At 47.1% G+C, this 17,332-nt stretch carries 10 protein-coding genes; all 10 read right to left on the reverse strand.

Going from position 1 to position 17,332, the window contains the following annotated elements:
• Positions 1-173: 173 nt before the first annotated feature.
• Positions 174-1,379, reverse strand: a complete 1,206-nt coding sequence (locus GJS45_RS18980) for a cupin domain-containing protein (protein WP_162343451.1) — start codon at positions 1,377-1,379, stop codon at positions 174-176.
• A gap of 34 nt (positions 1,380-1,413) precedes the next feature.
• Entirely contained in the window at positions 1,414-2,478 is a 1,065-nt protein-coding gene (locus GJS45_RS18985; protein WP_162343452.1) for an aldose 1-epimerase family protein, read from the reverse strand.
• A gap of 89 nt (positions 2,479-2,567) precedes the next feature.
• The gene (locus tag GJS45_RS18990) at positions 2,568-3,365 is read right to left on the reverse strand and encodes a 3-keto-disaccharide hydrolase (RefSeq protein WP_162343453.1); all 798 of its coding nucleotides are present in this window, start codon (positions 3,363-3,365) and stop codon (positions 2,568-2,570) included.
• 76 nt (positions 3,366-3,441) lie between these two features.
• Positions 3,442-6,099, reverse strand: a complete 2,658-nt coding sequence (locus GJS45_RS18995) for a c-type cytochrome (RefSeq protein ID WP_162343454.1) — start codon at positions 6,097-6,099, stop codon at positions 3,442-3,444.
• Positions 6,100-6,309: 210 nt separating this feature from the next.
• A complete protein-coding gene (locus tag GJS45_RS19000) occupies positions 6,310-7,815 on the reverse strand; it encodes a RagB/SusD family nutrient uptake outer membrane protein (protein ID WP_162343455.1) in 1,506 nt (501 codons plus the stop codon).
• Between the two features lie 30 nt (positions 7,816-7,845).
• Positions 7,846-10,941 (reverse strand): SusC/RagA family TonB-linked outer membrane protein, encoded by a 3,096-nt coding sequence (locus tag GJS45_RS19005; protein WP_162343456.1) that lies wholly within the window; start codon positions 10,939-10,941, stop codon positions 7,846-7,848.
• Between the two features lie 358 nt (positions 10,942-11,299).
• Complete coding sequence (locus GJS45_RS19010) at positions 11,300-12,808, reverse strand: RagB/SusD family nutrient uptake outer membrane protein (RefSeq protein ID WP_162343457.1); 1,509 nt, start codon at positions 12,806-12,808, stop codon at positions 11,300-11,302.
• A gap of 19 nt (positions 12,809-12,827) precedes the next feature.
• Positions 12,828-15,902: a SusC/RagA family TonB-linked outer membrane protein gene (locus GJS45_RS19015; protein ID WP_162343458.1), complete on the reverse strand. Its 3,075-nt coding sequence runs from the start codon at positions 15,900-15,902 to the stop codon at positions 12,828-12,830.
• A 280-nt stretch (positions 15,903-16,182) separates the two neighbouring features.
• On the reverse strand, positions 16,183-16,548 hold the full coding sequence (gene rplS / locus GJS45_RS19020; protein WP_162343459.1) for a 50S ribosomal protein L19: 366 nt from the start codon (positions 16,546-16,548) through the stop codon (positions 16,183-16,185).
• Positions 16,549-16,606: 58 nt separating this feature from the next.
• Positions 16,607-17,332, reverse strand: coding sequence for a tRNA (guanosine(37)-N1)-methyltransferase TrmD (gene trmD, locus GJS45_RS19025; RefSeq protein ID WP_162343460.1), 726 nt, complete (start codon positions 17,330-17,332; stop codon positions 16,607-16,609).

A 17,332-nucleotide genomic window follows, 5' to 3' on the forward strand; every position in this document is an offset into this window, starting at 1 on the left:
AATATTATTTTTTTTACTATGAATAATTGATTGAAATTAAAATAAAGCTCTGTTAAAGAGGAAGCCTCAGCATTTTACCGGATATCTTCCTCCAAAAATCCCCTTCAATTTAATAAATAACTGAAAGAATCCCAGTATAAAAGAGGATTCTGCCCCTATAAATAAGGCAATACTTATAGTTTAAGGTCTGGATTTCCGGGACCAAAATGTTTGAGCATCACAATCGGATCGGTTTTAGAGTGATTGCTGATTTTTACTCCTTCCCTGGCCGCTTTTTCCGTTACAAAATATTCGTCATGGGTCAATTGTCCATATCGGATCAGGGCTGGGGTCTCCACATCCCATACACCCATGGTCCCATGACCTTGCATCATGATCATACCATACGCCGCATTGTCCTTTATTGTGACCGTTTGTCCGGGCATAACCGTCAGCTCTTTGGCACTGAAAGCATCTGATCGATAGCAAATCCAGTTCTCAATAAAACCTTCTGCTTCCATGGCAGCTGTATCCTCTACAGGAACAGGGGCCATGAACCGGGTCTCCAGGATGTTTGGATCCACATTCAAATCCCAATCAATAACTTCCATCAGCTGATCGTAATCTCCCATCCGGTCTTTCGGTGTTCCTTTCCAAAGGAGTTCTTCGGGAATAATGGCTTCATTGACCAGAGACTGGTACATGGCAAAAACATCGGATGCCTTTTGGGGTTCGTAGGTACACATACTACCGGGTGCATGCAGCATTCCCGGAGGCACATCCCAACCCGTTCCCGGGTCCAGTTTAAATGCCTGGGAGAAACTGGTAATTTTGTTGTCTCCTTTATTGAAATTCATCAGGCACTCCTTGATTTGCTCTCTCGTAGTACCCGGAGCGATCCCAAAAAAGGTGTAGGGAAAATCTCCTCCGTGGTTATTCAACTGCGGCGGGAAATAGTAGGCTTCCGGCTTTCCTTTCATCCCAATTTTGGCTGCGTGCTCATCGTTGTGATGAATGTGGTGCGGCAGGGGCCCCATATTATCAAAAAACTTGGAATACATGGGCCAGCTTTGATGCTCGTCCCAAATTCGGGAACCTATGATTTCTCCTTGAAGTTCGTCGATGACATCCTTAAGCAGGATTTGTTCCTCCTTGCCCTCAGCCCCAACAATTACTTTGCTTAATCCTTCATCTTTACCGGTAAGGGGACCATTTTCGGCAGCGGTGGTGGAAGAAAGCCATCGTTCGTCGATTCCTCCTCGTTCCCCACCCAACACGTAATAATCATCCGGATGTAATTTTATCCTCCTGCCGGGAACACAAAAAGATCTGGGTACCCAAGTAGGTGCCAGGCGCAAAATACCCTGTCCTTCTTCTAATGCTTTTTTTGCCAAACTCATAGGTTCTTATTTGATTTATTGTTAGTAATGCTATTTATTTCGTATTTGTAAAAGATTTAAGTCCTTTGCTGTCCGTCAAAACGTCCAGCATCAGATCATAGGTACGCTTTTCACCCGGCTTGAGCAGGATCAACGAACCTTCTTCTCTGGCTTTGGCCTGCCCTATCGGCGGATGAGTTCCAGGTTCCAAAGCGGTTACGTATTCATTCTTTCCCCAATGTTGCCAATTGACCAGGCTGGGTAATTGGCGTTTATCAAAAGTCATCCTCAAGGCAAAACCCAGAGAGGAGTTATAGATGCCGGCCCGGCAGCGATTATCACTTTCTACCTCCGGATCGATAAATGCTACGTCTTCCCCAAACCCTGCATGATCGTCCAAAGGCGGCGGGCAGGTTTTGAAGTCATTTTTGGGATTGAAAATCCGGTTCTGGGCATCTCCATCCCTGGACTGCCAAGAGCCCCTCCACACGATCTGGCTCCCCTCATCCACTAAGGGCCAGCCAAAATTCACATGGTAAAGTAACATATGGGGTACTTCCACATTGGACTCATTGGTGACTTCATCTGTTATCTTTAGGTAGGGTTGCCCCAAAATCCCAGAAATGGTGCGCTTTAAGACCAAATGAGGCCCAAACACACTGCTTTCCCGAATAATACCGGTTAGCTGCATGTTCAAGTCGCCGCCAAGAATATCCGGTTGTTTGACTTCGATGATTTCGGCCGGATTATTTGAAATCCTTCCGTGCAATCCCCGATGACCCTGTTCATCGTCTTCCGGGCCTCCTACATGACTCAACCCACAGGTGGTGAGCAAGCCTCCACCAAAGGTCCGAAGCCAGTCCAGTCCCCTGTCCGAAAAAGGGGAGGGCGCTGTGATTCCGACCTGACTAAGCCATGCAAGACTTTGGGATCGAAAAAAAGCAGCACTGATATCCATCCCTCGGTCAAGAACGACCTGGTAGCGCAATCCTGCCCCGGTATCGATCCAGGCCACCCGAACACCGCGTCCCGGACCGTTATCCAAAACACTGGTTTCGATGCCGCCTATCTGACGAACACTACCTACTTTTCCATTCCAGGGACTATATCCGGAATCCATAAACCTGTTTTTTTATACAATATAAATCTTTCCGTTTTTTTAACCATCCTGTTCTTTCTGGTATCTCTCCAGATAGGATACCTTCACTACTAAAGTTCTTTCAAAAATATATTTCGGTAGGCTACCTGCATGGGAGGCCCCACATGTACCTGCATGCCCAAATATCCCTTCATAGACCTATTTGCAGGATCATCGTCGGTCACATCACTCATCAGTGTGCCATTAATATAATGTTGCAGCCTGTTTCCTTTGGCAACAATATGGATTTCATTCCAGTCATTGGAATTTACTACCTGCTTCATCTCTTCCCTATCACCCAGTTCTTCTACTACTTCCAGACCCAACCAGGCATTCCGCTCTACATTGGATCGGAGATCGCCCTCCGTTTCCTGAGGGTTGATTTTGGTTTTCTGTCCAATGTATGCAAGCGTGGTCCGCTTTCTTTCTTCGTAATTTTGACCGGTGTAATTGTTTTTACCGTCAATATCGGCCTGATAGCCACGTAGCGCAAAGGGGAGATCCTCAACCATTTCGCTACGATAATTGACGCCGGAATTGCCAGCCTCCGTAATTTTAAACTCGGCCTTGAATTCAAAATCTCCCGGTTGCCCCCCTTGCCAGATAATAAAATGGTTTCTTTCCAGTTTGGTTTCTTCGGTGATTTCTCCCACCAGGCTTCCGTCTTCTACGCGCCAATAGGTAGCATCACCCTCCCAGCCGTTCAAAGTGCTTCCATCAAAAATTTGTACAAAACCATCGTTATTATCCTCAGGCTGAACGGCCTCTGCTACGCTTTCGGTCTCGGAATCATTTTGCTGGCCCGATCCACAGGCAAAAGCCAAGGTCGAAAATGCAGCCAGAAAGGCTATTTGAGTATATTTCTTCATTGCATGCTGATTTAGGTTGAATGTTTTCAGGCCAAACAACTGCTGCCTGGCCTGAAAACAATTATATAAGCAATACTTATTGATACACTTCGTGGTTTGGATTACCACCTGAGATCAGATAAGCCATCAAATCTTTTAATTCTTCTTCGTTTAAACGGTTTACCAGTCCCGGCATCATCACGGATACTTCTGACTCCTTGATGCTGGTGACTTCATCCTTAGGCACCTCCTTGATCACTTCGGGAGCAAAGGGATTCTGGGACACGTAATAGGTATCATCATTTTCCCTGATCAACCTACCCACGACAGAAGATTTATCTCCCATAACGAACACCATCGCCGCATATTGATCTGAGATCACCGCACTTGGGTCAAGAGTAGCCTCCAGAATATCCTTAGGAGTAAACCTATTGCCCAATTGGGTCAGGTCAGGACCTACCGCTCCCCCTTCTCCGCCTATGGCATGACAGGAACTACAAAGGGCGGCCCCGTACATGGCCTTTCCTTTTTCCAAATCCCTGTTGCTCAAGTCTTCTACCAATGGCGCGGCCTCATCTACCGTCCACCTTCTACCCGGACCCTCCGGTTGAACTTCGGATACGGCAATATCATTGCCCGATCCGGTCAGAAGCTTGCCACCGGAAAGCTCATCGTATTGTTCAAATTTATTTTCCGGAACGGTACTCAAAGCCATTTTTCTGGCGCGATCAATAAAGCCCACATAGCTTCTTCCGCCCTTGTATTGAAAAGCATTGTGCGTCCAGTTAAAATATTTCTCGTAGGACTCCTCATCCCATCCTGCCTTGGCACCTCCCAATACGGTCGCATAGTAGGTCTGCTGGGCAGGCGGAACATTGGCCAGCATATTGGCAATATCCAACCCGTATTGGGGGTTTCTCATGATCAGGTCCGAAGAAGCCGTTAGCGTCTTCTGAAAGTTCGGATCGTCCTCTGCGTTTTCTAACAGACCTAGCAACTGGGGTACCGCCGATGGGGCTTCCAACGCTACCATGACTTTACCCAGAACCCGATTTAAACTGTTGCTTTCCGCCGGGAAATGAGCGTCCAGGTAACTGATTAACTGGGTCCGTACGCCACCGGTTGGATTTCCATGCCGGGCGATGACCACTTCCACCGCCCTGGAAAGGTTCAGCCGGTCTTCTTCATTCAGGGATGCGTAATCGATTCCCATCAGCGACTGCAGCATGGCATTTCGCTGGGAAGCATTTCCGTGTCTGGCCAGTGCAATGATCGCCTGGGTAAGTGCTCTTGGGTCGGTTTCATTCAAGGCCTTACTTTGCCATTCCGAAAGGGGCTGGTGCTCTACCGCAATTCTCGCTGCATACTGAACAAATCGGTCCTCATGACTCAAATAAGGCCAGGCAAAATCAATAGCTCCTGCTTGTGGACCTTCATGATACGCCTCCAGGCTTCTTCGAATGTTGTGCGCTTCCGGCAAATCGGCCTCGGTCAGTCCTCCGTTGCCATCGTCGCTTAAATCTCCGGTATAATGCACCCGGTACAGGTCCGACTCCAACCTTCTACCTCCGGTCATGAAGTAAAGGGCCCCATCAGGACCAATCACGCCATCGGTAAGCGGAAGTGGCGATCCCGAAATAAACTCTTCACCGGTAGCGGCATAAGAGCCGCCCTCAGGGGTCAGATTAATTTTGTACATGATACCGAAACTCCAATCAAAGGCGTAAAGGGCATTTCGGTATTCTGCCGGAAATTTGGCATTGGTCCCGTAGAACACATTCGTGGGGGACCCCTGACCAATATTCAAAATTGCCGGTAAGTTGTCGGTGTAGTTGGGAGACCACTTTTTATTCCCGGTTCGCCAACCGTATTCACTCCCGCTGGTCACGTGATTGATACGGGTAGGCCGGTACCAGGGCATTCCAAAATCCCACTCCATGTCGGAATCATACGTAAATAAATCTCCTACCTCATTAAAGGCGATATCGAAGGGGTTACGATAACCCACGCTAATCAATTCCCATTCGGTACCTTCGGGGTCAATTTTAGCGATCCATCCTCCCGGTGCTCCCCGGCTATTGGCGTGACCTCTGGGGTCTTTGATTTCCGGAATGAGGTTATCGTCTTCCCAAACCCGGGGAATTCGGTAATGATCCATTTCCGGAACGTCAATGTGATTTCCTACCACCAGGTAAATGGATTCGCCATCCGGAGAAACCACCATACTGTGCGGCCCGTGCTCACCGGGGCTACCGGTAAATTCTCTGAGCATGGTTATGGAATCAAATTGATCGTCTCCATTGGTATCCTGTAGCCTGTAAATGCCGGTGTTTTTGTCAAAGTCATCGTTTGCCCGGTGATTGACCATCACATAAAGACTATTAAAGGCATATAAGAGCGCCTGAGCATAGCCCATCCCGATCTGATCGTCTCCGTTTTCTCCTATAATGAGTTTTTCTACTTTCGGTGTCAGCGAATCAGACCCGATGCCTGGAACCTCCAGCCGGTAGATGGCTCCATATTGGTCCACCGTAAGCAGTCGATCCTTATCATCAAAGGTCATTCCTACCCAGGAGCCCTGTTCATTATCCCCGGGGCTGTAGAGATGCTCCGCCTCAAAGCCGGAGGGCAATTTCAACTTGGCAACTTTGGGGTCAACCTCTTTTTGGTCGCCGCCACCCTGGCCGCAGGATCCTGCAAACAGGAGGATCAATGCAGCCATCAGCCAGTTTTTCATTGAGTTTTTGTTATACATATAGTTATTATTAATTGGCAATTTCTCCTCTTAGGCATTTTAAAAGCCTGGGAAACAATTCTAAATTTAACCCAAATCCACTGCTTTATAAAGCCAGTAAAGTGGAATTTAAACCTTTGATCATAATTAACCAAAAAACAGCGGAAAGCAAATGGGCTTCCCGCTGTATCTATCAGGTTGGATTATTTCGTTTCCAAGCCTACAGCATTGTTAGAAGTGAGGCGTGATCTCTGCTTCGGCAGCTGGTAAGGCATAGTATTTGGTGATATTGGTAAAGGCATTGGATCGGAAGGTAGCTCCCTCAGGATAGTAATAGTCCTGTGGATTGGCCAAAGCTCTTTGTCCGAAATCGCCAATGATCTCTTGTACCCTGTCTGCGCGAGTGATGTCAAACCACCTTTTGTTTTCAAAGGCCAACTCCACCCTTCTTTCGTTAAAGATGGCTTCTCGCATATCGGTCTGTCCGGAAGCATTGGTATCGTCCAATCCGGCCCGGCTTCGCACCTGATTCAGGTAGCCGGCAGCTTCTTCGGTTTTACCCTGCTCATTCAGTGCCTCGGCTAGGAATAACAAGACTTCCGCATAGCGGTAAATGGGCCAATTTATCCCATGGTTAAAGTGCAAATCATGGTGCTTGGCATATTTTTTAATGTACGGGTACACTTTGTCTTCCCGGTCACTACCCGCTATTTCCACGTAGGCAATGGAAGCATCCTTTCTCAAATCGCCCTCTTCATAAGCAGCAATGATGTCCGGAGTAGGGATATTATTTCCTTCTCCATCCAGCGGTTGCGGATTAGAGGTGCCGGTGATGGGCTGCAACTCATCTTGTGAAATCGGCCGGGGCATAAAGGCATACAAAAAGTCACTGTTCAATCCTTCCGGACCTTCAAGATATTGAATCTCAAACAGTGATTCTGCATTGTTTTTATTTCCCACGCTTTCAGAAAATACGTCTTCGTAATTGGGTATCAACTCGTACTCACCGCTGGTCACTATGGCTTTAAGCAGGGTTTCTGCATCCTCCCAGCGCTTCTGGGTGATAAACACGTCCGCCAGTAACATCTGGGCGGCTCCCTTGGATGCCCTGCCCACTCCCTGCTGGGATCGAACGGGCAATAAATTAACAGCAGACTGAATGTCACCGATCAACTGGGTATAAATTTCAGCTTCGGGTGTTAAAGGCAATGCTGCTTCCTCTCTGGAAGTAACCGGAGTAAGGTGCAAGGGCACACTTCCGAAGTAACGGGCCAATTCATAATAGGCATATCCGCGTAAGAAAAGGGCCTGACCTTTCAGGTTATCCTTAGACGCCTGATCAAATTCTACATCGTCTATTTGGGACATTATTTCATTGGTTCTCGCAATGATCAGGTAGTCCTGCCGGTATTGATTCAGAACATGCACGTTGGAAGTGATTCCCTGTGCTTCTGGCAGGGCATGATCGGAAAGATCTTCCTGCTGCTCGGTAGCTCCAAAGTTGATGTTCCGTGCATAAATCGTATTATCGGACCGCATTTCACATAGCAACCAGGACCGGTTATCGGCAATGGTTCTTAATGGGGCATAGGCTGCATTCACCGCTTGTTCAAAATCAGACTCTGTCTGATAGAAAGTAGCAGAGCTGAGGGCTGTTTCCGGGGCAATGGTCAAGAACTCTTCACAGCTTGACAGCATGATTCCCAAAAACGCCAGGATGATATTTATTTTTTTCATTTTTCAGTCAATTTTAGATGTAAAGCTTCTTTAGAAGGTAATATTCGCACCTACTGTAAAGGTTCTGGGAACAGGATAACCGGTAAGGTCAACTCCCTGACTAAGGTTTCCTCCGTCGCCATTTCCATTATTTTGCTGACTGACTTCCGGATTAGGACCTCCCCAGTAGGGAGTAAAAATGTACACATTTTGTACAGCAGCATAGACCCTGGCAGACTTAATTACATTTGCAATTGCCCCAAGATTGTATCCCAATGTGATATTCTTGATAGTGAAAAAGGAAGCATCCCAGACAAAGTTGCTGTTGGCCCAATCTCGTTCAATACCCGTCACGTTTCCTCCACCCACAGTGGTTCCGAAGATTCCCTCTCCCGGATCTTCCGGAGAACGAAAACGCTCAGTGGCCTTTTGAACCATATTAAATACCCCATCCAGGTTCGCCGTACTGAAAAGATGTCTCATGTACAACTCATTTCCATAGGAACCAGATCCGATGATATTCAAATCCCACTTTCCATATCGGAAATTATTGGTGATTCCATAAGTGAAATCTGGGAATGGATTGCCTATGATGGTTCGGTCATCGTTATCGCCACCAATGGAGATGATGCCATCTCCATTGATATCTTCCAATTTAATAGAGCCAACCGTGGAGCGACCCGGTACCTGAGGAGAACTGTTCAGGTCTTCCTCATTCATGTAGTTACCAAGCTTTCTCAATCCATAAAATTGTCCGAATGGTTGCCCTACCTGCGTGATATGTACGTTACCATACACCCGATCGATGCCTTCAGCAAGATCCATTACCTTGTTGCGATTGAAAGAGATGTTGGCATTGGTGGTCCATACCAGTCTGCCTTGGGTGTTTCGCGAAGTTATTGCAAATTCATGACCCCAGAATTTGATCTCTCCAATGTTGTCCGTAAAGCTGCCGAATCCCGCTTCCTGCGGTATCTGCACGTTATACAACAGGTTGGTGGTGTTTTTGGTATAGAAATCATATACAAACTGGATGCGATCGTCAAATAATCCCAGGTCTAATCCGATGTCAAACTGCTGGGTGGTTTCCCATCCCAGAAAGGGATTCTGCAGGGAAGTAATGGCTGCACCCGGCACCACCGAATTGTTGAAAACATGATTCACCGTGTTGTTCACCAGGGCATACTGGGTATAGTTACCGATGTTGTTATTACCAGTCACTCCGTAGCTACCCCTTACTTTCATAAAGGAAACCTTGTCACTGGTGTTCAGGAAGCCTTCGTCAGACATGACCCATCCGGCAGACACAGAAGGGAATACTCCCCAACGGTTTTCGGAACCAAATCGGGAAGACCCGTCCGCTCGTATAGCCGCGGTCAATAGGTATTTACCCTGGTAGTTGTAAGTCAATCGGCTTAGGAAAGAAGTCAGGGCCCACTCTTGAACGTCTGAGATCGTGCTTCCTCTGTTGATATTGATGGCTCCCTGAACGGTAGGGAGTCGGTCATCCGCATAGGTATTGGCGGCCACCTGGGTCCGATCCAGTCTGAACTTCTGGTTGGTAAACCCTCCCAATAGCTGGAAATTGTGGTCGTTGATGGACTTGGTGTACGTTACCGTATTTTCGTTCAACCAACTGAATATTTCGCGATTATCCCGAACGGAGGAAGCCACCGTAGGAATGGCCACGTTCATTCCCGGAGTGGCGGTAGAAGGATTGAAATAGAAATACTTACTATTTCTGATTTCAGCATTGATGGTGGATTTGATTTCAAGCCCCTCTATAGGCTCATATTGCACATACGCATTAGACAACAAATTGGTCTGCTTGGTCTCGTTAGTAATCTCCTGAGCAGATCTGACATAGTTTGGATAAGCAAATATATTTCCTGTTTCACTTGGGAATCGGTTGAAATAGGTCAGCTCCCCGTTATCATCGTAAATGGGCATATTAGGCCAGGTATGCAAGGCGTTAAACAAAATCCCCGTACCTCTGGATCCATCGGTTCTGGGCGTATTGTCTCGTACATAGGTAGGAGCCAGGTTAAAACCCATGGTTAGTTTATCTGAAGCCGTGTAATCAGTGTTTAATCGCAATGAAAACCGTTCGTAATCGGTATTCAATACCACACCTTCCTGGTCAAAATAGCCTGCCACCACTGAAGTTCGCATTTTCTCGGTGTTGGAGTTTATCGTCAGGTTATAGTTCGTAATAGGAGCGGTCTGCAGCAAGGCATCGTACCAATCCTGAGTCTGTCCTTCGTATTGGGAAGGGTTCTGGAACATGTCTGGTACGGGTCTTCCCGCATCTTCAAAATATTCCTTCTTAAACTGAGCAAATTCTACCGCATCCATCATTTCCAGACGGTTGTAATGAGGTACATTTTGCAAACCTGTATACACGTTCAAGGCAACGGAGGATTGTCCCGCTTTTCCTCTTTTGGTGGTTATCAAGACCACGCCGTTTGCAGCACGGGATCCATACAAGGAGGTAGACGCTGCATCTTTCAGAATGGTAATGTCCTGAATTTCGTCTGGGTTCAATGTGGAAATATCTCCAGTAATCGGAAATCCATCAACTACATACAATGGATCACTACCAGCGGAAACAGATAACTGTCCTCTGATCCGAACATTCATTCCCTGTCCGGGCTTTCCAGTGGTTTGGTTGATCTGCACACCGGCCAGCTGTCCCTGAAGCTTCTGGGCCATTTGTGTAGCTGGTATGTCCATCAGGTCATCTCCCTGGATGGTTTGCACCGAACCGGTGATTTCCTTCTTCAACTGGCTACCGTAACCCACGACCACTACTTCGGTCAGGTCACTCATGGAAGATGCCAACACGATTTCATATTCCGTTTGGCCTCCCTGCACGGGAATTTCCCGTGTTGCGTATCCGATGTAACTAACGGTTAACACCTCACCGGCTGCCGCTTCTACCTGAAACCTACCGTCCAGGTCGGTAACCGTGCCGCGGGTGGTTCCTTTTACCAGGACGGAAACTCCCGGTAACGTTTCATTGTCTCCCTCTGAGCGCACCACACCCGAGACGGTGCTTTGCGCATAAGATGCGAAGGTCAATAGCATGGCCGCCATGAAAGCAATCAGGCGCCTGCTATCCAAAATTGGGTAGCAATCTTTTTTCATAATAAATAGGTTAAATGAATGGATTTATTCTAAAACCTCCAGGTGTTATACCCGAAATTTTCCTAAATAAAAACGATATTCCTTCCAGAACTATCCTGCACTGTGCTGAATATGATTTCAATCAGTCCTTTTGAAAAAGCCAGGCTTTGTTAAACAACTGTTTGACAAAAAATTATTTACCAAAATTAATTTCTGTTTAAGGATAAAATAGAAGGATTGCTGGAAGCCGCTCCGGTAATCCTTCCCGCAAAGGAAATTTTCTATGGATATTAAAAAATAGCGAATCAAAAAAGTCTTCCGAAATAAACTGTTTTCTACAGTTCATAACGGAAGACTTTTAACTTATCCATTTCTATTCTTAATAACCCGGATTCTGGGTGAGTTCCGAATTGATCCGGATTTGATCCTGCGGAATCGGAAACAGAATCTCGTGGGCTTCAAAGATAAAATCACCATTCGAAAAAGGAATCCCCTCCCTGGAAGTGGTTGGATTGGCACGCTCCTGCAGGCCATAAGCATTCAGAAAACTCACCAACTCTTGGGTTTCCATGGTTCGTTTCAAATCAAACCAACGATGATTCTCAAAGGCCAGTTCAATCCGACGTTCGTCGAGTACGGCCTCCCGGAAAGCATCCTGGCCTAACCCGCTCAGGGGATCCAAGCCTGCTCGGTCCCTTATCTCATTCAGATAGCCATAGGCAACGCCGGTAGGGCCATCTACTTCGTTGATCGCCTCCGCTAACATCAGCAATACATCGGCATACCGGATTACGGGCCAGTTGTCATTGGTAACGCCCCGAATCGAATGAGGATGATTGTACTTATTGATAAAAGGGACTCCTACGTATTCCCCGTCCAGGTCGGTGTACCCTTCTTTCAGGGAAACTTCTTTTCTCAGGTCACCCTCTTCGTAGGCGGCGATGATGTCATTGCTTGGCGTGTTCCATCCACCGCCTTCCTGGCCTGGGAAATCTATTACTGCACCAAAGGACTCCCGGGGTGCGAAGGTGTAGATAAAGTTACTGTTTACACCAAACTGATTGTCTCCCTGGTACTGAATATCCCAGACAGACTCCTGGTGGTTTTTGTTTTGCGGGTCAAAAATATCCGCATAATCAGCTAATAAATCGTAACCCATTGAGGTGACCTGGTCCAGGGCATCGATCGCCAGTCCGTAATTTCCGCGTGTCAGATGAACCTTTCCCAACAGACTAAGCGCCGCTCCCTTGGTCACCCGACCTACCTGATCGGAATCATAGCTGACAGGTAGCGCATTGACGGCCGTATTCAAATCCGATAGTATCTGTTGATACACCGTTTCCACCGGTTGACGTTCGTATTCGAAAGCTTCCGCCGGAGAGTTTACCGGTTCCGTAATGATGATCACATCCCCAAAGTGCTGTACCAGGTGAAAATACAAATACGCCCGGATAAATTTCAATTCCCCTTCCGAACGGGTTTTAATCGCCTCACTGGCAACAGATTCGGGCAATTTAGACAGGGTGGTATTCACGTTGACCATCACCCCATAGGTACTATTGTACAGGTTGGTAATATTGGGAGTAGCTGGGTTGTACTGCCAAAATTCCAGGGCTTCCAGGGATGGTCCACTTCCCCGGTTACCCGGGTTAAAATGCAGGGTGGTATTGTCGGATATAAACTCCGTGTATTGCCATTGATTTAAGTGCAAGGGCCTAAGTTGTCCATACACCCCATTCACCGCCTGAATTACCTGGGTTTCGGTCTGGTAGAAATTATCTGATACCAGAACAGTGGGATCGGTTTTGTTCAGAAACTCCTCATCGCAAGCAGTAAAAGCCAGCAAGGAGCCCAGACAAATTAATTTTATATGCATGTATTTTTTCATCTCTTCGGTAGTTTACTAATTAAAATCTGATGGTCGCGCCCAAGGTAAACGTCCTGGGCATGGGGTAGGCTTCATCATCCACTCCTATATTTATCCCTCCCCTTTGGTTGATCTCCGGATTGGTACCTGGAAAGGAAGTGAAAAGGAAGGGATTTTCTGCACTGAAAAACACCCTGGCATTGGGTATTACCGGATTTTGAGGGATGGTGTACCCAAGGGTAATGTTCCTTAGCCACACGTGGGTAGCATCGTACACGTACCTGGAATTGGATTCCCGCTGCCACTTCCAGGTGTTGGTCGTAGCCCCCCGGCCATCACCCGGGTTTTCGGCAGATCGCCAGCGGTTGACACCGGACTGCAGGATGTTGAATACCCCGTCCATATTCATGGTCGTAGCTTCTATGTTCCGGAATACGTCGTAGTCAAAGGCTCCTGTAAACATGAAGTTAAAGTCAAAGCTTTTATAGTCCCCTCCAAGCGTAAATCCCAATATATAAGCGGGATGCGGATTACCTATTTCTATCATATCCTGCTGGTCGTAGGAAATTTCCCCGTCACCATTCGCATCGAAATATTTGTAGGTACCGGGGATGGCTCCGTCCTGAGTTGGCCAGGCTTCGATTTCATCTTCGGTATCAAAAATGCCCATCATGCGAAAACCATGGAGCATGGAAACCGGCCGGCCCACCTGAGAAACATTATAGGTGCTGTAGAAACCACCCGACCAGATTTCGTCATTTTCACCCCTGATTTCCAACACCTTGTTACGGTTGATAGTCAGGTTTAAATTGCTTCGCAGATTTAGTTGGTTGATCCGGGTCCGGTAATCCAATGCCAGTTCCAATCCCCTGTTTTGTACCTGTCCTACATTATCCAGCGACTGGGTAAAACCGGAGATGACCGGCATTTCTACCGACAACAGCATGTTGTCCGTTAATCGGTTGTAATACTCCGCTGTCAGTATCAAGCGGTTGTCAAACATGGCCAGATCCAGGCCGATATCTGTTTGTTGGGATTGCTCCCAGCCCAGATTGGCGTTAGCAAAATTGGACAAGACCTGCCCATTGGCAATGGCACCTCCCAGAACATAGTTCGAGATACGCAGGTTGGACAAACTGGAGTAATTCCCGATGGCATTGTTACCGGTAATCCCATAGCTGGCCCTCAATTTCAGATCGGTAATCCAATTGGTCTGTGGCATGAAGGATTCTTCTGAAATCCGCCAACCGGCAGAAAAGGCAGGAAAGTCCCCCCACTTATTATTCGCACCAAATCGGGAACTGCCTTCCCGACGGTAGGAAGCGGAAAAGAGGTATTTGTCGTTAAAGGAATAATTGACTCGGGCAAAATAGGCCATCAGACTCCAATCCGCCTCTCCGGAAGTTGAGGTTTGCCGAATGGCCGCGCTCAGGTATTGGACCTGATCATTGGCAAATTCGTTGCCGTTGCCTTGCAGGTATTTAAAGGTTTCTTCCTGAGCTGAAAAACCCAAAAGTCCTTCCACTCGATGACTACCCAAAATTTTATTATAAGAAAGTAACTGATCGGCTGCGATATTCAACACCTCGTTTCTTCTCTGGTATAAGGTCGCCTCTCTGGGAGGAGCCTGATTGAAACCAGTTCCTGCCAGGGTGGATGGCCTGAATTCCTTCTGGTCGGTACCTTCCAGTCTGGCATTTACCGAAGTCCGGAATTTGAAGTTTTTCAAAAAACTGAATTCCAGGTAGCCATTGGTCAGAATGTTGTTCTCAGACCGGTTTCGTTCCATTTCATGCAGTTCCTGTACCACATTGGCCGTTCCAAAAACGCCATGGGTGCCCCCGATAAAGTCATTAAAACTCCCATCTTCATTGTACACTGGATACCGGGGATCTGCCCAAAGTGACCGACCTATTAACGCACTTCTGCCGTCGGTAGAAGCATAATCTTCCCGGGAATGGGAAGCCGCAATGTTCCAGCCCATACTGATAAAATCATTGATCTTGCCGTCGATATTGGCCCGCACGTTAAATCGTTCGAAACCCGTCTCGATAACGGCACCTTCCTGATTGATATAGCCCACCGACACCAGGGAGCGAATATCTCCCTTTCCGGCCGTAAGGGTGGCGTTGTAATTCTGAAATTGTGCATTTTGATTCATGATCTCCTCAAACCAATCTGTAGAAACAGTGGTCTGCTCGGGAAACCGGAATTCCAGGGGAATTTCCTCCAGGTCAGGCTCTCGTTGCTCGAAATAGCGGATCCTGTCTACGAAACTATCGTGCTTGAACTGGGCAAACTCAGGACCGTTCATCATGCGGGTTCTTCTCCCGTCAGGAACGTTCTGAATGCCTTGGTTGACGACGAAGTCCAGGCTTACCACGCCATCTTTAGCCGATTTGGTGGTAATCACGATCACACCATTGGAACCCCTGGCACCATAAATGGCCGTTGAGGCGGCATCTTTTAGCACCGTCATGCTCTCAATGTCGGCTGGATTCAGGTTTTGTCCCAGGGAGGTTCCTACCGGAAATCCATCCACCACGTACAGGGGTTGGCTGCCTGCTCCCAGGGAGCCAATTCCCCGGATCGTTACTTCCATTTCCTCACCAGGCCTTCCACTGGTCTGCCTTACCTGAACTCCGGCGGCCTGACCTTGCAAGAGGCGGGAAACATTGGTAGTAGGTACTTCCCCAATATTTTCCATATTGATGACGGAAACCGCCGAGGTGATGTCCGCTTTTCGTTGAGAGCCATAGCCCATTACCACGACTTCACCCAAATCTCCCATGGAGGGTTCCATAATAATTTCGTAGTTGGTCTGGCCTCCGGTGACGGCTACTTCCTTGGTTTCAAATCCAATAAAACTAATGGTAAGTGTTTCTCCGGAAGATGCCTGAATGGCAAACTCTCCGTCCATATTGGTGACCGTTCCCCGGGAGGTTCCGTTCACCAAAATGGATACACCCGGTAGGGGTTCGGAATCCTCTGCTGCCAGGACTCTCCCTGTAATCTGCCCTGTATCCTGGGAATATCCGGAAAAGGTAATTACTAAAAGAAAAGCCATAAACACCGTCCGAAACCCGATTAAGTGTGGTTTGTAACCTGTTTTCATAATCTTTTGTGTTTGGTTAAATTGATTTATGTCAATTAAATAAACCCAAAAGATCAAGCAATACTATCCTGCACTATCCTGCCTAAATAAAATTTTATAGTGATAAAAAACTAACTTAAAAATACATTACTTGGTATATCTCTATTAAAAAAGATAAAAATGAAACGGTTAGTTACCTGGTTCGTCCCGGAAGTCAAATTGGCTTAGTGGAATTAATGCACAAAAAAAGGGGGCAAAAGCCCCCCTTTTCTACTATTACTAATATTTAATTCGGATAAACTTACTTTTTTACCCTGATCTTTTCCTTGATTTTTGCAGACTTACCCTGTCTTCCTCTCAGGTAGAACAATTTGGCCCTGCGGACTTTGCCTTCTCGCAGGACTTCAATTTTTTCTAAGCTTGGGGAGATGATGGGAAATATTCGCTCTACACCAATACTGTTGGACACCTTTCTTACCGTGAAGGTTTCACCATTGGAATTTACATTTTTCCGCTGGATGACCGTACCCTGAAACTGCTGGATACGCTCCTTGTTTCCTTCTGTAATTTTCACGTGAACGTTGACCGTATCCCCGGCTTTGAAGGCAGGAAATTTGGATCGTGCGTCTTTGTAATCCTGTTCTACGAATTTAAGTAGTTCGCTCATTGCTTTACTATTTTGCTTATCGCTTTATCGGATACCGATTCTTGTATCCTTAATTATCTCAATTATCGTTTCGTTCTGTTGTGCTATCGCCTTTGCCCAGAGAATTATCCCCTTCCATCAGGTCGGGTCTTCTTTCTTTGGTTCGGCGTACCGATTCATCAAATCTCCAGGATTCGATGTTTGCCGCATGTCCTGACAGCAATACTTCAGGTACCTTCCAACCTTTGTAGGTCGCTGGCCGGGTATAAACCGGCGGTGCCAATAGGCCATCCTGAAAGGAATCTGTCAAGGCAGAAGTCTCGTCATTCAGAACTCCGGGGAGTAATCGAATGATGGCATCTGTCACTACCGCAGCGGCTAACTCTCCTCCTGAAAGGACAAAATCACCTATGCTTACCTCTTTAGTGATCAAATGTTGACGAACCCGCTCATCTACTCCTTTATAATGTCCGCAAAGAATGATTAAATTCTCCGTCAACGAAAGGGCGTTGGCCATGCCTTGATCGAAGGTTAGACCGTCCGGTGTCATGTAAATAACCTCGTCGTAGTCGCGTTCCTTTTTCAAGTCTTCGATGCATTTGGCGATGGGTTCTATCATCATCACCATGCCTGCACCACCCCCAAAGGCGTAATTGTCAACACTTTTCTGCTTCCCGATACCATATCCGCGCAAATCATGCACCTTTACGCTGGCCAGTCCTTTATCTTCCGCTCTTTTCAGAATGGAATGGGAAAAAGGCCCTTCCAGCAGTCCGGGCAAAACGGTGATGATATCAATCCGCAT

The sequence above is a fragment of the Cyclobacterium salsum genome (assembly GCF_010119245.1).
Taxonomy (GTDB): domain Bacteria; phylum Bacteroidota; class Bacteroidia; order Cytophagales; family Cyclobacteriaceae; genus Cyclobacterium; species Cyclobacterium salsum.